Raw genomic sequence first — 17,124 nt, 5'->3', positions numbered from 1 at the left:
GGCGAGCGCGGTCCTGCTCGACCGCCCGGCCGCGGCGGCCCTGCGGACCGTCGTCTTCGCGGGGGCGCCCGGACGGGGAGCCCCCGCGGCCCCGCCCGCCCCGCCAGCACCGCGGCGCCCGGCCCCCTCCTCCGACCCCCGCACCTCCCCCGATCTCCGCCCGTCCCCCGTCCCCCTCCCGCCCCCTGACGCCGAGCCGGCCGTTAAGGTGCGGGTGCGAGCGCGACGAGACCGTGGGGAGAACGGATGAGCGGCCCCGAGCTGCACGGCACGGAGCGGGCCCGGGGCGAGGCGTCGCCCGGCTGGCCCGCCAACGAACTGGAGGAGACCCTCGCCGCCTGCGCGGGCGTCCCCGGCACCGGCGAGCGCGTCGTCGAGGCGCTCGGCCGCAGCGAGGTGTGGATACCCCTGCCCAAGGGCGGCGGCCCCGACAGCCGCGACCTCGACCTGCCCACCGTCGAGCTCGGCGGCGCCGCGTTCGTGCCGGTCTTCAGCTCCGAGGAGCAGTTCCGCCGCGTCATGGGCGACCACATGGCCTGCGCCGTCGCCCCCGCCGTGGACTTCGCCCGCGGTCTGCCCCCGCAGGTCGGCATCGTCGTCAACCCCGAGGGCACGGTCGGCGCGCCGCTGCCCCCCGCCGCCGTCGCCGAGCTCTGCCGGGCCGGCCGGCTGCGGCTGGAGGGCGAGCCCACCGGCGGCCGGGTGCGCCTCCACGAGCCCGACTGGCAGGACGAGCCCACCGCCTTCCTGGCCGCCGCCGGCCTGGAGTTCACCGCCGCCCGCGCCGTGCGCACCGCCCGCCGCGCCCTGGCCAGCGTCGAGGGCGGCCCGCCGGAGCTCTTCGTCGGCGTGGAGCTCGACCTCCCCGACGACGACAGCCGCGCCGCCGCCGTGGACGCCCTGGGCCGCGCCCTGGGCTCCGCCCCCGTCCCCTGGCCGGTCCGCACGGTCTTCCTGGACGTCACCCGGGACCCGGTCGCCGACTGGATGCGGGACCGCGTCACACCGTTCTACGACCGTGACCGGTGACTGCTCCCCTGCATGCCGCCCCGGCCTCGTAAGCTGGTTGGACGACCGTACGGGAGGCGCGACCGCGCCGTGAGGCAGGGGGCGGACGCGACGCGAGCGTCCGCCGTGAGAAGGGGCGGGATCAGGTGAGCGCGGGCGCGGAGAGCGGCGTGGAGCAGGTGCTGCGCCAAGTGGCGCCCGGGCGGTACGACGTCTACGAGTCGCTGCTGCACGCCGTCGCCGACGGCCGGTTGTGGATGCTGCTCTGGCACGGCCGGCCCGGCTCGCCCGACGCCCAGTACGGGAACATGGAGGTCGACGGCCTCGGCTACGCGCCCTGCGTCACCTCCGAGCGGGAGCTCACCGCCAGCGGCTGGAACCGCGCCCACGAGGTGGTCACCGGCCGCTCCCTCGCCACGTCCCTCTACCCGGGCCGCTGGGGCCTCTGGCTCAACCCGCACGCCCCGGGCGGCGGCGTCGGCATCCCCTGGCTCGACCTGCGCCGGATCGCCGGCGGCCTGGACCGGCTGCCCGCCGGACCGCTCCAGATCACCGAACCCACCGCCGAGATCCCCCGGTTCTACGCCCTGCTCGCCCAGCACGCCCAGCGCACCCCCGCCGTCCGGGCGCTGCGCCGCGCCTGGGTCCAGCCGGCGATCGGCGCGGCGTACCTGGCGATCGGCCTCGACCTGTACGACACCTCGGCGCCCGCCGTGGAGTCCGTCCGGGCGATGATGCAGCAGGTGGTGGCCGTGGTGCCGGAGGGCCTGCCGGTGTCCACGGTGGCGATGTCGGACGAGTTCGACCCGGTCGCCATGTGGATGCGCGCCCACGCCCGCCCGTTCTACGGCCACGCCGCCCCGGCCGGCGCGGCGGCCCCGGTGCCGGCACCGGCACCGGGGTACGGATACCCGCACTGACGGGTACCCGCCCCAGACGTCGTTCCGTGCCGAGCGCGGGCTCCCCGCGCCGAGCGCGGAGTTCCCGTGCCCACGGACCGGCCGGCCCGTTCGCGACGGACCGGCCGGCCGGCGGGCAGGGGAGGTGCCCTTCGGGGTCAGGCCCAGACCCAGAGCTCATAACCGGCCGATACCTTGTAGCAGTGGTAGGCGCTCTCGCCGTGGCGCAGGAAGTACTCGCCGCCTCCCTGGCACTGCTGGTAGTTGTCGTAGCGGTCGATATAGCGGCCCTGGCCGAGGGTTTCCCGGGAGACCGTGGAGTCCCCGGAGGGCGCCGCCATCGCGGACGCTCCCGAGGCCAGGGTGCCGGTCAGTCCGAGGGCGAGCGCCGCGCCCGTCATGGCGGCGCGGTGGATCAGCTTCCGTGTCACGTCAACTCCTGTGCTTCCAGCGGCAGATGAGCCGCCTGTGGTTGCCTGCGAGCCTGACCGCCCGCCTTGGCCCTGTCAAAGGCATAGCTGGTACTGGTGTCTTGCGTGCGGCGTCGGTAACACCCTGCGCCGTGCGGTGAACCGACGAGCGCCCTTCGCTGAGCGGCCGCCCCCGTCCGTATAACGGAACCTCGCATCGCACATCACGGTTGCGCATCCATTGCTCGCCGGGTCTGGCGGGTGATCGTGAACGCGTTGAAGACTCCCGCTCCAAGGACCCGCAGGTCCGGTGTACGACCAGCTCCGCTTGTACTTCCCGCACCACAGCACCGCGCACAGCACCGCATGTGTCAGTGATGTCGACCAGCCGCCTCCCGGCGGCCGGCGGAGGCCGGTTCCACCGGCCGAGAGGGGTCCTGCGAACGATGACGGCACCACTCCCCGAGACGAGCGCGACCGGGACCGCGACCGTCGTCGCCGACGCGGAAATCCCCGTCCCGGGCACGACGATCGAGGGCCGCTCCCCCTGGCGCATCGCCTGGACGCGGCTCAAGCGCGACAAGCTGGCCCTGGCCGGCGGGATCGTGGTCCTGCTGCTCGTGCTGGTCGCGATCTTCGCCCCGCTGATCGTGGACCTGTTCGGCCACCCGCCGAACGAGTACCACGAGGACCAGATCGACCCCCTCTTCGGCACGCCGAAGGGCTCGTGGGGCGGGATCAACGGGGACTTCCTGTTCGGCGTGGAACCGGTCAACGGCCGGGACGTCTTCAGCCGGGTGGTCTACGGCGCCCGGGTCTCCCTGCTCGTCGCGTTCCTCTCGGCCGTGGTCGCCGTGCTGATCGGCACCGTCCTCGGCATCATCGCCGGGTACTTCGGCGGCTGGGTCGACACCGTGGTGAGCCGGGTGATGGACGCCCTGCTGGCCTTCCCGCAGCTGCTGTTCATCATCGCCCTGATCTCCGTCGTCCCCAACGAGCTCTGGGGACTGACAGGTTCGGGCGTCCGCATGGCCGTCCTCATCGCGGTGATCGGCTTCTTCGGCTGGCCCTACGTGGGACGCATCGTGCGCGGGCAGACGCTCTCGCTGCGGGAGCGCGAGTACGTCGAGGCGGCGCGCAGCCTGGGCGCCGGGCGGACGTACATCCTCTTCCGCGAGCTGCTGCCCAACCTGGTCGCGCCGATCACCGTCTACGCCACGCTGATGATCCCGACCAACGTCCTCACCGAGGCCGCGCTGAGCTTCCTCGGCGCCGGCGTCAAGCCGCCCACGTCGTCCTGGGGGCAGATGCTCTCCAAGGCCGTCAACACCTACGAGGGCGACCCGATGTTCATGGTCATCCCGGGCCTCGCCATCTTCGTCACCGTCCTGGCGTTCAACCTCTTCGGGGACGGCGTTCGGGACGCCCTGGACCCCAAGGGTTCGCGCTAGCCGCACCCGCAACAGCGTTCACCGGGCAGTGATCTGACGGTGCGTCACCCAAGATGCACCCGATCCCTCCCGCATCAGGAGTACGAGCTGAAGGAACCACCCCCATCGCGGTCCGCTCCCCGGCCCGCGACGATCACGGAGGTCGCGACATCTTGGCAACGCACAGGACATCGAGGCGCGGAACGGCCGCCGGCGCGGCACTGGTGGTCGCGGCCCTCGTCGGGGTCACCGCCTGCGGCGGCGGAGGCGGCAGCAAGGACATCGGCGGCAAGGACGGGGGCGGTGGCAAGGGCCCCGGCTTCAACGCGGGCGTCGAGAAGGTCGCCAGCCCGTCAGACAAGAAGGGCGGCGAGCTGAAGTTCATCGCCACCCAGGAGTCCGACTCCTGGGACCCGCAGCGCATGTACTACGGCTTCGCCTGGGACTTCGCCCGCTACTACGTCCGCACCCTCGTCACCTCCAAGCCCGCGCCGGGCCACGGGAGCGCCGAGCTGGTGCCGGACCTGGCCACCGACCTGGGCAAGGTCTCGGACGACAAGAAGACCTACACGTTCACCCTCAAGGACGGGATCACCTGGGAGGACGGCAGACCGGTCACCGCCCAGGACATCAAGTACGGCATCGAGCGCACCTGGGCGCAGGACAAGATCTCCGGCGGGCCCACCTGGCTGATGCAGGTCCTGGACCCGGAGAAGAAGTACAAGGGCCCCTACAAGGACGACAGCAAGGACAAGCTGGGCCTGTCCGCGATCGAGACGCCGAACGCGAAGACCATCACCTTCAAGCTGGCGAAGCCCAACGGCGACTTCCTCCAGATGCTGGCGCTGCCCGCCGCGGGCCCGGTGCCCCAGGACAAGGACACGGCGGAGAAGTACAACCTCCGGCCGTTCTCCAACGGGCCGTACAAGTTCGAGTCGTACAGCCCCAACAAGAGCATGGTCCTCGTCCGCAACGACAAGTGGAACAAGGACTCCGACACGGTCCGCAAGGCGCTGCCGGACAAGATCTCGGTCAAGTTCACCACCAACGCGGACGCGATGGACAGCGACCTGATCGCGGGCAACTACGACGTCGACCTCAACGCCACCGGCATGGGCTCGGCTGGCCGCCAGAAGGCGCTCCAGACCGCCAAGGGGAACCTGGACAACCCGCAGACCGGCTTCATCCGGTACGCGGCCTTCCCCAAGTCCGTCGCACCCTTCGACAACGTGCACTGCCGCAAGGCGGTCATCTACGGCGCCGACCACACCTCCCTCCAGACCGCCCGCGGCGGCCCCCAGGCGGGCGGTGACATCGGCCTCAACATGCTCCCGCCGGCCGTCACCGGGCACGACGCGTCCTACGACCCGTACAACCTCAAGCAGGGCGCGGCCGACCCCGAGAAGGCCAAGGAGGAGCTGAAGGCCTGCGGCAAGCCGGACGGCTTCAAGACCACCATCGCGGTGCGGAACAACAAGCCGCAGGAGATCGCGACGGCCGAGTCGCTCCAGGCGTCCCTGAAGAAGATCGGCATCGAGACGCAGATCGACCAGTACGACGGCGCGCAGTCGCAGAGCGTCGTCGGCGCCCCCAAGAACGTCAAGAACAAGAACTACGGGATCATCGTCTTCGGCTGGGGCGCGGACTTCCCCAGCGGCCAGGGCTACCTCCAGCCCATCGTGGACGGCCGGTTCATCCTCGACACCGCCAACCAGAACTACCCCGAGCTCAACGACCCCGAGATCAACAAGCTGATGGACACGGCCATCGCGGAGAGCGACCCCAAGAAGGCGGGGGCGATCTACCAGGAGGCCGACAAGAAGGTCATGGAGGGCGCCTGGTACCTGCCCTTCACCTATGAGAAGAACATCATCTGGCGCAGCTCCCGGCTGACCAACGTCTACACGACGGACGCCTTCAACGGCCGGTACGACTACCAGGCCCTGGGTGTCGTCAGGTGACGGCCCACGGCCCGCACGAGATCGTCCGTCCGCTCCTCCGGCGCTCCCGCCGCTAGGCCCGAAGGGCAGGTGAGGGCCGAGCGCGGCGGTCCGGTGGCGCACCCCGCCACCGGACCGCCGCCGGGCCGACCGCAGTGTTCGCTTACATCGTCAGGCGACTGTTCGCCGTCATCGTGATGCTGCTCGTGGTCACGCTGGTGACCTTCTTCATCTTCTTCACCATCCCCAAGCTCACCGGGGCCGACCCCGCCGCCATGTACGTCGGCAAGCAGGCGGACCCGGAGACGATCGAGGGCATCCGGCAGAAGCTCGGGCTCAGCGACCCGGTCCTGGTCCAGTTCTGGCACTTCGTCAGCGGCATCTTCGCCGGCCGCGACTACACCGGGGGCGGGACCGTCGACCACTGCCCGGCCCCCTGCTTCGGCTACTCCTTCCGCACCGAGCAGGCGGTCTGGCCGATCCTGACCGACCGGCTGCCCCCGACGCTCGCGCTCGCCGGCGGCGCCTGCGTGATCTGGCTGCTGCTCGGCGTCACCGCCGGCGTGGTCTCCGCCCTCAAGCGCGGCACCAAGATCGACCGCGGCGCCATGATGACCGCCCTGGCCGGCGTCTCGCTGCCGATCTACTTCACCGCGCTGCTGCTGCTCGCGCTGTTCAAGTACAAGCTCGGCTGGACCTCGTCCGAGTACGTGGACTTCGCCGACGACCCGGCCGGCTGGTTCGGCGGGCTCATCCTGCCCTGGGTGGCCCTCGCCTTCCTCTACGCGGCCATGTACGCCCGGCTCACCCGCGCCACCATGATGGAGGTCCTCGGCGAGGACTACATCCGCACCGCCCGCGCCAAGGGCCTCACCGAACGCATGGTGATCGGCAAGCACGCTATGCGCTCCACCATGACTCCCATCGCCACCATCCTCGGCATGGACCTCGGCGCCCTGGTCGGCAGCGCGATCCTCACCGAGAGCGCGTTCAACCTGCCCGGCCTCGGCCAGGCCGCGGTCACCGCCATCAACAACCGCGACCTGCCGATCATCCTCGGCGTGGTACTCATCGCCGCCACCGCCGTCGTCGTCGCCAACCTCGTGGTGGACCTGCTCTACGCCGTGATCGACCCCCGTGTGAGGCTCTCATGACCACCACCCCCGAGCCGGCCGTCGACATGGCCAAGGAACCGCCGGGCGGCCGCGCCTACCTGGACGTCCGCGACCTGCGCATCCACTTCCCGACCGACGACGGCGTGGTCAAGTCCGTCGACGGGCTCTCCTTCAAACTGGAGAAGGGCCGCACCCTCGGCATCGTCGGCGAGTCCGGCTCCGGCAAGTCCGTCAGCTCGCTCGGGATCATGGGCCTGCACACGGTCGGCCAGTACGGCCGGCGCAAGGCCCGGATCTCCGGCGAGATCTGGCTGGACGGCAAGGAGCTGCTCACCGCCGACCCCGACGAGGTGCGCAGGCTGCGCGGCCGGGAGATGGCGATGATCTTCCAGGACCCGCTGTCCGCCATGCACCCCTACTTCACCATCGGCGCCCAGATCGCCGAGGCGTACCGGATCCACCACGACACCGACAAGAAGACCGCCCGCAAACGCGCCGTCGAACTCCTCGACCGCGTCGGCATCCCGCAGCCCGACCGGCGGGTGGACGACTACCCGCACCAGTTCTCCGGCGGCATGCGGCAGCGCGCCATGATCGCCATGGCGCTGGTCAACAACCCCGCCCTGCTCATCGCGGACGAACCGACGACCGCCCTCGACGTCACCGTCCAGGCGCAGATCCTCGACCTCATCCGCGACCTGCAGAAGGAGTTCGGCTCCGCCGTCGTCATCATCACCCACGACCTGGGCGTGGTCGCCGAACTGGCCGACGACATCCTCGTCATGTACGGCGGCCGCTGCGTCGAACGCGGCCCGGCCGAGCAGGTCTTCTACGAGCCCCAGCACCCCTACACCTGGGGGCTGCTCGGCTCCATGCCGCGCATCGACCGCGACCAGACCGAGCGGCTGATCCCGGTCAAGGGCTCGCCGCCCAGCCTGATCAACGTGCCGCCCGGCTGCGCCTTCAGCCCGCGCTGCCCGTACGCCGACGTCCCGGGGGAGGGGATCACCCGGACCGAGCGGCCCGAACTCCGCCCGGTGGCGGGGGAGAAGAGCCGCGGCCACGTCGCCGCCTGCCACATGACGCAGGAAGACCGGACGCGGATCTGGACCGAAGAGATCGCTCCCAAGCTGTGATCACTCCTGAGCTGTGAAGGACCGAGCCGTGCCTGAAGACAACGAAGCGGTTCCCGTGGGGGCGCCGGAGAAGACCATCCCGCTCGGCGAGGAGGCACCGTCCGCCACCCCGGAGGTACGGCCCCTGCTCCGGGTGGAGGGCCTGGTCAAACACTTCCCGATCACCAAGGGACTGCTGCGCCGCCAGGTGGGCGCCGTGCACGCGGTGGACGACATCAGCTTCGACGTCCGCCCCGGCGAGACCCTCGGCGTGGTCGGCGAGTCGGGCTGCGGCAAGTCCACCATGGGCCGGCTGGTCACCCGGCTGCTCGAACCGACCGGCGGGACGATCGAGTTCGAGGGCCGCGACATCTCCCACCTGGGGGTCGGCGGGATGCGCCCGATGCGCCGTGACATCCAGATGATCTTCCAGGACCCGTACTCCTCGCTGAACCCCCGGCACACCGTCGGCACCATCGTCGGCGCCCCCTTCCGGCTCCAGGGCATCACGCCGGACGGCGGGGTGAAGAAGGAGGTGCAGCGGCTGCTGGGACTGGTGGGCCTCAACCCCGAGCACTACAACCGCTACCCGCACGAGTTCTCCGGGGGCCAGCGGCAGCGCATCGGCATCGCCCGCGCGCTGGCGCTCAAGCCGAAGCTGGTGATCGCCGACGAGCCGGTCTCCGCGCTGGACGTCTCGATCCAGGCGCAGGTGGTCAACCTGCTGGACGACCTCCAGGACGAGCTCGGGCTGACGTACGTCATCATCGCCCACGACCTGTCGGTGATCCGGCACGTCTCGGACCGGATCGCGGTGATGTACCTGGGCAAGATCGTGGAGCTGACCGACCGCCGCTCGCTCTACGGCGCGCCCATGCACCCGTACACCAAGGCCCTGCTCTCCGCCGTGCCGGTGCCCGACCCGCGCCGGCGGGCCCAGCGGGAGCGCATCCTGCTCAAGGGCGACGTGCCGTCGCCGATCTCGCCGCCGTCCGGCTGCCGCTTCCACACCCGCTGCTGGAAGGCGACGGAGGTGTGCCGGACGGACGAGCCGGTGCTGACCGCGCTGCGGACCGGGCACCAGGTGGCGTGCCACCACCCGGAGCCGGTGGAGTCCCCCGGGGAGGCCGCGGCCTGAGCGGACGGGACGGTACGGGCTCCGCGGGGAACCCTCCCAGGGCGGGACAAGGGGGACACCCGGCCGACCGGTAAGAATGTCGCGTGCTCACCGATCTGTTCACCCCCTCCGTCCAGCACTGGCTGGACATCGTCGGGATCTTCGTCTTCGCGATCTCCGGCGCGCTGCTCGGCGTCCGCAAGAACTTCGACGTCTTCGGCATGGCCGTGCTGGCGGAGGTCACGGCACTGGGCGGAGGTCTCTTCCGGGACCTGGTCATCGGTGCCGTGCCGCCCGCCGCCTTCAGCGACCTCGGCTACTTCCTCACCCCGCTGATCGCCACGCTGATCGTCTTCTTCCTGCACCCCGAGGTGGAACGGATCACCAGCGCGGTGAACGTCTTCGACGCCGCCGGCCTCGGCCTCTTCTGCGTCACCGGCACCGTCAAGGCGTACGGGCACGGGCTCGGCCTCACCCAGTCCGCCACCCTCGGCCTCGCCACCGCGGTGGGCGGCGGCGTGCTGCGCGACGTCCTCGCCCACGAGGTCCCGTCGCTGCTCCGCTGGGACCGCGACCTCTACGCCGTCCCCGCCATGGCCGGCGCCACGACGGCCGCGCTGATGCTGAAGTACGGCGTGCTGCACGGGCCCACCAACGCCATCCCGGTGATCGTCGGCTGCGGGCTGCGGCTGCTCTCCATGCGCTTCCACTGGCGGGCCCCGCGCGCCTGGCACCGGCGGAGCGCGGCGGCCGAGGAGCTCCAGCCCGGCGTCGGGCCGCAGATCGCCGGACGAAAGGCTACCCGCCGGTAACCTACCGGAGGTACGGTGCCGCCATGGCACTGGCAAGCATCGGCAACAGCGAGTTCGACCGGGACACCGCGATCGCGTCGCGCGCGCCCGGGGGCCCTGGCGTTCCGGGCGTTCCGGCGGGCGGGACCGCCGAACACGACACCCACATCCACGAGGGCTGGACGCTCTTCGGCGCGGCCAACGGCGGCTACCTCCTCGCCATCACGGCCCGCGCCCTCGCGGACACCCTGCCGCACCCCGACCCGTTCACCCTCACCGCCCACTACCTGAGCGCCACCCGGCCGGGCCCGGCGGTCGTCCGCAGCGGCCTGGCGCACACCCGCCGGTCGCTCTCCACCGGCCAGGCGAGCCTGTTCCAGACGGCCGACGACGGCACCGAGGTCGAGCGGCTGCGGGTGCTCGCCACCTACGGCGACCTGGACGCGCTCTCCGACGACGTGCGCACCACCGCCAAGCCGCCGGCGCTGCCGCCGCGCGAGCACTGCTTCGCCGGCGGCGGCGAGGGCTTCGGCGCCGCCGAGATCGTCGCCCGCCTGGACCTGCGGCTCGACCCCGCCACCGCAGGCTGGGCGACCGGCGGGCCGGCCGGCCGGGGCGAGATGCGCGGCTGGTTCGACTTCGCGGACGGCCGCGACCCGGACCTGTTCTCGCTCCTCCTGGCCGCCGACGCGCTTCCGCCCACCACCTTCGACCTGGGGATCATCGGCTGGGTCCCGACGGTCGAACTCACCGTCCACGTCCGCCGCCGTCCCGCCCCGGGCCCCCTCCGGATCTCGGTCGTCACCCGCAACCTCGCGGGCGGCTTCCTGGAGGAGGACGCGGAGATCTGGGACAGCGCGGACCGGCTGGTGGCGCAGTCGCGCCAGCTGGCGCGACTGCTGGGCTGATGCCGGGCCGAGGCGCGCGGGCCCCCGCCGGATCAGTCCAGCGGCCGGCCGGTGCGGGCCGCCAGCCGGGTGTGGACGTCGGCTCCCTCGGGAGCCGGCCGGGCGGCGCCGAAGGCCCCCTCCTTGCCCTCGGGCGGCAGCGCCTCGGCCCCCTTGAGGGCGAACTCGGACAGCTCCGGGTCGAGGGTGGCGGGCCGGCCGAGCGCCTCGTTGAGGTCCCAGGTGTGGACGACCATCTCCAGCACCAGGAAGCTGACCACGCCGTGGCCGGGCGACTTCCCCCACGGCACGTCGTACATGGAGGTCAGCAGGGACTCGTCGTCCCAGGCGGCGGCGAGCCGGTCGCCCGCCTCCGCGACGGCGGCGGGCCAGCCGTCGTCCGCCACCTGCGGGGTGGGGAGCGGGCCGCTCGGCCGGAACCCGCCGGCGGTGGCGAGGGCCGCCAGCGCGTGGGCGGCGCCGACGACGTGCCCCAGCAGCCCCTTGACGTCGTACTCGGCGCACGGGGTCGGATCGGTCAGCCGTTCCGGCCGCACCTCGGCGGCGACGGCGGCCAGCTGCGCGACGGCCCGGCGCAGGTGCGGGCGAGGGTCGGGAACGTTTTCGGTGTCGGGCACGGGCGGCTCTCCTCGGTGCAGTGCGAGTGGTGGTCCGGGGCGGATACCCCAGGCGAGCCTGCCTCTGAAGGGCGCATCCCGCCGTGTGCTTTTCGGTCAATATGCAAGCTCCGGCGGCCGAATCCAGCCCGTCCGGCGTTTGAGGACAACCGCGCGGAGCGCGGTTTCGGGGTCTGGGGCGGTAGCCCCAGGAAACGGCGAAGGGGCGGGACCGGGGCACACCCCCACCCAACGGGGCCGCACCGCCGGGTACGCCGCACCCCACCGGCTCGTAGAATCGACCCACCATGGCTTACCTCGACCACGCAGCCACCACCCCGATGCTCCCGGAAGCGGCGGCGGCGCTGACCGCCCACCTCGCCACCACCGGAAACGCCTCGTCGCTGCACGCCGCAGGGCGCCGAGCGCGCCGCACCGTCGAGGAGGCCCGCGAGACCCTCGCCGCCGCACTCGGCGCCCGCCCCAGCGAGGTCGTCTTCACGGCGGGCGGCACGGAGGCGGACAACCTCGCCGTGAAGGGCCTGTACTGGTCCCGCCGCGCCGCCGACCCGGCGCGGACCCGCGTCCTCGCCAGCCCGGTGGAGCACCACGCCGTCCTCGACGCCGTCGACTGGCTGGCCGCCCACGAGGGCGCCACCGTCGAGTACCTGCCGGTCGACGCGCACGGCCGGGTGCACCCCGACGCCCTCCGCGAGGCGATAGCCCGCGACCCCGGCGACGTGGCGCTGATCACCGTCATGTGGGCCAACAACGAGATCGGCACGATCCAGCCGGTCGCCGAACTCGCCGCCGTGGCGGCCGAGTTCGGCATCCCGATGCACGCCGACGCCGTCCAGGCGGCAGGCCAGCTGGACGTCGACTTCGCCGCCTCCGGCCTGGCCGCGATGACCGTCAGCGGCCACAAGATCGGCGGCCCGTACGGCATCGGCGCGCTGCTGCTGGGCCGCAGCCACACGCCCGTCCCGCTGCTGCACGGCGGCGGCCAGGAGCGGCACGTGCGCTCCGGCACCCTGGACGTCCCGGCGATCGCCGCGTTCGCGGTCGCGGGCACGCTGGCCGCGGAACGCCGCGAGGGGTTCGCGAGGGAGATCGGCGCCCTGCGCGACCGCCTGGTCGCCGGCGTCCTGGACGCGGTCCCCGACGCGGTCCTCGGCGGCGACCCGGACCCGGCGGGCCGCCTCCCCGCCAACGCCCACTTCTCGTTCCCCGGTTGCGAGGGCGACTCGCTCCTGCTGCTGCTGGACGCCCAGGGCATCGAGTGCTCCACCGGCTCGGCCTGCACCGCCGGCGTCGCCCAGCCCAGCCACGTCGTCCTCGCCACCGGCACGGACCCCGAGCTGGCCCGCGGCACCCTCCGCTTCTCGCTCGGCCACACGTCGACGGAGGCGGACGTCGCGGCGGTCGTGGAGGCGATCGGCCCGGTGGTGAAGCGCGCGAGGAGCGCGGGCCTGAGCTGACGGCCGCCGGAGCCCCCGAGAAACGGGGGAGGGGACGAGATCGCGCCTCCCGTACCCTGGAGAGGCTATGAATGACTTCCCAGGTGCACCCGACCCCCAGGCCCCCCGCAAGGGGCTCCGCGTGCTCGCCGCCATGTCCGGCGGCGTCGACTCCGCCGTCGCGGCGGCCCGCGCCGTCGAAGCGGGCCACGACGTGACCGGCGTGCACCTGGCCCTGTCGGCGAACCCCCAGTCCTTCCGCACCGGCGCCCGTGGCTGCTGCACGATCGAGGACTCCCGGGACGCCCGCCGCGCCGCCGACGTGATCGGCATCCCCTTCTACTGCTGGGACCTGGCCGAGCGCTTCCGCGAGGACGTCGTCGAGGACTTCGTCGCCGAGTACGAGGCCGGCCGCACCCCCAACCCCTGCCTGCGCTGCAACGAGAAGATCAAGTTCGCGGCGCTGCTGGACAAGGCGCTCGCCCTGGGCTTCGACGCGGTCTGCACCGGCCACTACGCGACGGTCGTGCTGAACGAGGACGGCACCCGCGAGCTGCACCGCGCCAGCGACATGGCCAAGGACCAGTCGTACGTCCTCGGCGTCCTGGACGAGCGCCAGCTCGCGCACGCGATGTTCCCCCTGGGCGACACCCTCACGACCAAGGACGAGATCCGCGCCGAGGCCGAGCGCCGCGGCCTGGCCGTCGCCAAGAAGCCGGACAGCCACGACATCTGCTTCATCGCCGACGGCGACACCCGCGGCTTCCTGGCCAAGCGCCTCGGCACCGCCGAGGGCGACATCGTCGACGAGACCGGCGCCAAGGTCGGCACCCACGAGGGCGCCTACGGCTTCACCATCGGCCAGCGCAAGGGCCTCCGCCTCGGCCACCCGGCCCCGGACGGCAAGCCGCGCTACGTCCTCGACATCTCCCCCGTGAACAACACGGTGACGGTCGGCCCCGCCGAGGCCCTGGACGTCACCGCCCTCACGGCCATCCGCCCCCGCTGGTGCGGCACCGCCCCCACGGGCCCCGCCCGCTACACCGCCCAGCTCCGCGCCCACGGCAGCGAGACCCCGGTCACGGCCGAACTCGTGGACGACGCCCTCCACGTCACCTTCACCACCCCCGTCCGAGGCGTCGCCCCCGGCCAGGCGATCGTCCTCTACGACGGCACCCGCGTCGTCGGCTCGGCGACCATCGCCACGACGGAACGCGCCGTCGCGGCCTGACGGAGCTCCCTGATCCAGGGCGCGTGTCCGGCGCCGGCGGCCAAGTCGCCGCCGGCGAACGGTGGTTCACGCGGCCATGCCCAGGGGGCGGGGGAGTGTCACCCGGCGGGATTGTGCCGGCGGGCGCCGAGGATGATGTCGGCCGCCCGGTCGATGACCGCGGCGCGGGTGGTGCCGGGATGGTCCGCGGCGAGGAAGTGGCTGCCGATGGCCGCGCAGAAGGCGAGCAGGGCGCGGGCCTCGACCTCGTCGGGGTCGGTGCAGGAGGCGCCGAGCGCGTCGCGCACCAGTTGGATGCGCTTGTTGTCCACGCGGCGCAGGCGCTCGGCGACGGTGTGGTCGCGGCGGGCCCACTCGCGGATGGCGAGGTCGATGGGGAACAGGCGGTCGCTGGAGAAGGTGAGCTGCCCGGCCAGGCGGACCTGGTCCCGCGCGTCGCCGCCCTCGCGCTCGACCCGGGCGATGACGTCGTCGACGCTCTCGCGCTCCCAGGCGTCGAGCATCGCCGTCAGCAGTGCCTGGCGGTCGGCGAAGTACCCGTAGAAGCCGCCCTTGGTCACTCCTATCGCCTTGGCGAGCGCCTCGACCCGCACGGAGTCCACCCCGCCTGAGGCCAGGGCCTCCAGCCCCGCCTCGACCCACTTCTCCCGCGGTGTGCGCAATGCGCCCATGGGTGGCCACCTCACTCTGTCCGGCTGGTTGTACGGATCCGTATATCGCCCTAGGCTGCCGTTGTACGGCATCGTATAACCAGCGGGAAGGGATACCCCCATGTCCTTCGGTTTCGTCGCCTTCCACTACCCCGCCCCCGAACACGTCGACGAGTTCGTCCGCGAGGCCCACCAGGTCGCCGACGCGGCGCGCCGTCAGCCCGGGTTCCTGTCCGTCGGCGTCTGGGTCACCCCGGACGGCGGCGCCGTCGTCACCACCGGCGCGTACGAGTCCGAGGCGGCCTTCCTGGCGGCGTCCGAAGTCGGCCGCGCGATGGGTGCGACGCCGGACGGCATCAGCGAACTGGAAGTCAGGCCCCGCGAGGTCCACTTCCTCGTCTCACGCTGAGCGCAGTCCTGACCGACGGTTCGATGCCACTCATGAGGAGTGACGATGGTTGACCCCGCTTCCCGTCCGCAGTCTTCCGGCCGAGTGCGCCACGCACCGGTGCCTCCCGCCGCGCACGCGCTCAGCACGTTGCCTCGGATCGACTACGAGAACGCCGTGCTCGCCGATCCCGACCCGGCGCCGGACCGCACCGCGGAGCGATGGGCGCGAGCCGTCCTGGAGGACGCGGACGCCGACACGCGGCAGGCGCTCACCCGGGGATGGACGTCGCTCGGCCTCGCCCTCGCTCCGGCCGGGTCCGACGGATGTCTGCTCGGCTGGCGGGTGTGCCGCAACACCCTGGACACTGTCCTCCTCGCCGCCGACCCCACCCTCGGACTCCGTGCCGAGCTGCTCTTCCGACGCCACGAGCGGACGCTGCTGCTGGCCTGCTTCATCCAACTGGACGACGACGCGGCGCGTGCCCTGTGGGCCCCGGCCGAGAGCCGCCACCCCCAGGTCATGCACCGGCTCCTGGAACAGGCCGTATCCCGGGCGACGTGACCGAGCGGCCCGCGCCGCCTCCGGACGACCCGTCGGACGCTCCTGCCGGAGGGGCGGCTCCTGCGGGTGAGGGGCACCGCCCGGCGGCCCCTCACCCGCGCCGAGCGCGGCGTCAGCGGGAGGTGCGGGAGACGTTGGTCACCGAGCAGCGGAAGGTGCCCGTGGCGCCCGGCTTGGCGACGTAGACCGTGGAGATGTCGGTCATGCGGTTGCTGTTCGGGGCGACGGAATAGATCGAGGTGTAGCGGGTGCGGGTGTCGCCCTCCGGGGTCGTGAACTTCACCGTGAGCGAGTAGTCGTTGGTCTGCGACGAGCTGCTGTTGGTGGCGGAGATGTTGGCGGTGATGCCCCGCGCGCTGCTGTAGGTGCAGCTGTTGATCTTGATGTCGCGCATGGCGTCGTTCGAGCTGCCCCGGCTGCGGCCGGACGAGCCCAGGACCGACGAGCCGCCGCTCGTCGAGTCGCCGGAGGTCGTCGTCCCGCTGGACGTCGAGCCGGTGCTGAACCCGCCCGACGTGGAGTCGGACCCGCTCGACGTGGAGCCGCCGAACGTGCCGCCCGACGACGAGTCGCCGCCCGAGGTGGACGTGCTGCCGCCGCTGGACGAACTGCTGCTGGACGAGCTGCTGCCGTGGCTGGAACCGCCGCCTCCGCAGCTGCCGCCGTGATGGCCCCTGGCACCGGTCAGCGCGACGACGCAGACGCCGAAGATGGCCGCGGCGCGGACATGACGAAACTTCACTGGTTCGGAACTCCCCCGTTGTCAGCCTGCTTTGCCCGTTCTTTTGACGAGCGCACGCCAGACTAACCAGATCTTTACAAGCTCCGAAATCCGCGACCCTTCTGTGACAAGGGTGGGATGAAACCGGTGACGAAACGGAACCGGAGTGGCTGGAAAAGGCCGGTAAACACAGGGATACCGGGCATGTCGGACGTCGGCTCAGTAGGTGTACAGAGCCGAGGTGTCGAGCTCCACGTCGAGAGGGGCACCGATCGGCACCGGGTCGCCGAACTTGCTCTCCACCTTGGCCCGGTACCGCCCGTCGTCGGGCAGCGAGTACAGCAGGCACTCACCGTCGATCGGGTTGACGATGAGGTAGTAGGGGGTCCCCGCCTGGGCGTACTTGGTGTCCTTGCGGCGGGTGTCGTTCTCGGGGTTGGACTCGGAGACGACCTCGCAGGCGAGGAGCAGCTCATCGGCCGGGAACTTCTGCAGGCGTGAGCCCCGGTAGGAAGGGTCGGCGACCGAGAGATCGGGGCGGAGGCAGGTTCTCCCGCGCCATCCGGGATGAACGGTGTCGACCTTCGTCATCGCACACCACTTCGTCGACAACTGGGTCCCCATGAAGATCACCATTTCGCCGTGAGCGCTGGTGGCGACGGTTTCGATGCAGACCTCTCCGTCGATCATCTCGGCATGCACGTCCGGGAACGCCGCGTCGACCGCTTCGAACATCCGCATTTCCTCAGTCGCCGCCAAGCGCTCCGGCCGCGGTGCCATGTCG

At 72.0% G+C, this 17,124-nt stretch carries 19 protein-coding genes; 14 read left to right on the top strand and 5 right to left on the bottom strand.

What is annotated here, in order from left to right:
- Nucleotides 1-246: 246 nt before the first annotated feature.
- The gene (locus JNW98_RS15830; protein WP_223768861.1) at nucleotides 247-1,029 is read left to right on the top strand and encodes an enhanced serine sensitivity protein SseB; all 783 of its coding nucleotides are present in this window, start codon (nucleotides 247-249) and stop codon (nucleotides 1,027-1,029) included.
- Between the two features lie 125 nt (nucleotides 1,030-1,154).
- Nucleotides 1,155-1,928, top strand: coding sequence for an enhanced serine sensitivity protein SseB C-terminal domain-containing protein (locus JNW98_RS15825; protein WP_223768860.1), 774 nt, complete (start codon nucleotides 1,155-1,157; stop codon nucleotides 1,926-1,928).
- 137 nt (nucleotides 1,929-2,065) lie between these two features.
- Here the strand turns inward: JNW98_RS15825 and JNW98_RS15820 are convergent, their stop codons facing one another.
- Nucleotides 2,066-2,338: a hypothetical protein gene (locus JNW98_RS15820; protein ID WP_223768859.1), complete on the bottom strand. Its 273-nt coding sequence runs from the start codon at nucleotides 2,336-2,338 to the stop codon at nucleotides 2,066-2,068.
- 425 nt (nucleotides 2,339-2,763) lie between these two features.
- On the opposite strand from JNW98_RS15820, the gene JNW98_RS15815 reads away from it, so the two are divergent.
- From JNW98_RS15815 to JNW98_RS15785, 7 genes are all read left to right on the top strand, one after another.
- Nucleotides 2,764-3,768, top strand: a complete 1,005-nt coding sequence (locus JNW98_RS15815; RefSeq protein WP_223768858.1) for an ABC transporter permease — start codon at nucleotides 2,764-2,766, stop codon at nucleotides 3,766-3,768.
- A 152-nt stretch (nucleotides 3,769-3,920) separates the two neighbouring features.
- Nucleotides 3,921-5,708, top strand: a complete 1,788-nt coding sequence (locus JNW98_RS15810; RefSeq protein WP_223768857.1) for an ABC transporter substrate-binding protein — start codon at nucleotides 3,921-3,923, stop codon at nucleotides 5,706-5,708.
- Between the two features lie 134 nt (nucleotides 5,709-5,842).
- Complete coding sequence (locus JNW98_RS15805) at nucleotides 5,843-6,841, top strand: ABC transporter permease (RefSeq protein WP_223768856.1); 999 nt, start codon at nucleotides 5,843-5,845, stop codon at nucleotides 6,839-6,841.
- The gene (locus JNW98_RS15800; protein WP_223768855.1) at nucleotides 6,838-7,938 is read left to right on the top strand and encodes an ABC transporter ATP-binding protein; all 1,101 of its coding nucleotides are present in this window, start codon (nucleotides 6,838-6,840) and stop codon (nucleotides 7,936-7,938) included. The genes JNW98_RS15805 and JNW98_RS15800 overlap by 4 nt, the downstream gene beginning before the upstream one ends.
- A 76-nt stretch (nucleotides 7,939-8,014) precedes the next feature.
- Nucleotides 8,015-9,055: an ABC transporter ATP-binding protein gene (locus JNW98_RS15795; RefSeq protein WP_223768866.1), complete on the top strand. Its 1,041-nt coding sequence runs from the start codon at nucleotides 8,015-8,017 to the stop codon at nucleotides 9,053-9,055.
- 83 nt (nucleotides 9,056-9,138) lie between these two features.
- On the top strand, nucleotides 9,139-9,846 hold the full coding sequence (locus JNW98_RS15790; protein WP_223768854.1) for a trimeric intracellular cation channel family protein: 708 nt from the start codon (nucleotides 9,139-9,141) through the stop codon (nucleotides 9,844-9,846).
- 23 nt (nucleotides 9,847-9,869) lie between these two features.
- Nucleotides 9,870-10,733, top strand: a complete 864-nt coding sequence (locus JNW98_RS15785) for a thioesterase family protein (protein WP_223768853.1) — start codon at nucleotides 9,870-9,872, stop codon at nucleotides 10,731-10,733.
- A gap of 32 nt (nucleotides 10,734-10,765) precedes the next feature.
- Here the strand turns inward: JNW98_RS15785 and JNW98_RS15780 are convergent, their stop codons facing one another.
- Nucleotides 10,766-11,350 carry a TIGR03086 family metal-binding protein gene (locus tag JNW98_RS15780; RefSeq protein ID WP_223768852.1) on the bottom strand — a complete coding sequence of 195 codons (585 nt, stop codon included), beginning with the start codon at nucleotides 11,348-11,350 and terminating at the stop codon, nucleotides 10,766-10,768.
- Between the two features lie 287 nt (nucleotides 11,351-11,637).
- Between JNW98_RS15780 and JNW98_RS15775 the strand changes: the two genes are divergently transcribed.
- Nucleotides 11,638-12,807 carry a cysteine desulfurase family protein gene (locus JNW98_RS15775; protein WP_223768851.1) on the top strand — a complete coding sequence of 390 codons (1,170 nt, stop codon included), beginning with the start codon at nucleotides 11,638-11,640 and terminating at the stop codon, nucleotides 12,805-12,807.
- 67 nt (nucleotides 12,808-12,874) lie between these two features.
- Nucleotides 12,875-14,017: a tRNA 2-thiouridine(34) synthase MnmA gene (mnmA, locus tag JNW98_RS15770; RefSeq protein WP_223768850.1), complete on the top strand. Its 1,143-nt coding sequence runs from the start codon at nucleotides 12,875-12,877 to the stop codon at nucleotides 14,015-14,017.
- A 98-nt stretch (nucleotides 14,018-14,115) separates the two neighbouring features.
- On the opposite strand, the gene JNW98_RS15765 is transcribed toward mnmA, so the two are convergent.
- On the bottom strand, nucleotides 14,116-14,688 hold the full coding sequence (locus tag JNW98_RS15765; protein WP_223768849.1) for a TetR/AcrR family transcriptional regulator: 573 nt from the start codon (nucleotides 14,686-14,688) through the stop codon (nucleotides 14,116-14,118).
- 100 nt (nucleotides 14,689-14,788) lie between these two features.
- Between JNW98_RS15765 and JNW98_RS15760 the strand changes: the two genes are divergently transcribed.
- A complete protein-coding gene (locus tag JNW98_RS15760; RefSeq protein WP_223768848.1) occupies nucleotides 14,789-15,076 on the top strand; it encodes a putative quinol monooxygenase in 288 nt (95 codons plus the stop codon).
- Nucleotides 15,077-15,205: 129 nt separating this feature from the next.
- Nucleotides 15,206-15,619: a hypothetical protein gene (locus JNW98_RS15755; protein ID WP_223768847.1), complete on the top strand. Its 414-nt coding sequence runs from the start codon at nucleotides 15,206-15,208 to the stop codon at nucleotides 15,617-15,619.
- 112 nt (nucleotides 15,620-15,731) lie between these two features.
- Here the strand turns inward: JNW98_RS15755 and JNW98_RS15750 are convergent, their stop codons facing one another.
- Nucleotides 15,732-16,013 carry a hypothetical protein gene (locus JNW98_RS15750; protein ID WP_223768846.1) on the bottom strand — a complete coding sequence of 94 codons (282 nt, stop codon included), beginning with the start codon at nucleotides 16,011-16,013 and terminating at the stop codon, nucleotides 15,732-15,734.
- Between JNW98_RS15750 and JNW98_RS15745 the strand changes: the two genes are divergently transcribed.
- Complete coding sequence (locus JNW98_RS15745; protein ID WP_223768845.1) at nucleotides 16,012-16,287, top strand: hypothetical protein; 276 nt, start codon at nucleotides 16,012-16,014, stop codon at nucleotides 16,285-16,287. The two genes, JNW98_RS15750 and JNW98_RS15745, sit on opposite strands and share 2 nt — an antisense overlap.
- Before the next feature lie 272 nt (nucleotides 16,288-16,559).
- On the opposite strand, the gene JNW98_RS15740 is transcribed toward JNW98_RS15745, so the two are convergent.
- Nucleotides 16,560-17,075, bottom strand: a complete 516-nt coding sequence (locus tag JNW98_RS15740; RefSeq protein WP_223768844.1) for a Uma2 family endonuclease — start codon at nucleotides 17,073-17,075, stop codon at nucleotides 16,560-16,562.
- Nucleotides 17,076-17,124: the final 49 nt, after the last annotated feature.

It is taken from the genome of Streptomyces huiliensis (assembly GCF_020037025.1).
GTDB lineage: Bacteria > Actinomycetota > Actinomycetes > Streptomycetales > Streptomycetaceae > Streptomyces > Streptomyces huiliensis.
The sequence above is the reverse complement of the archived record's forward strand: the minus strand, read 5'-3'. Positions and strand labels throughout refer to the sequence as shown.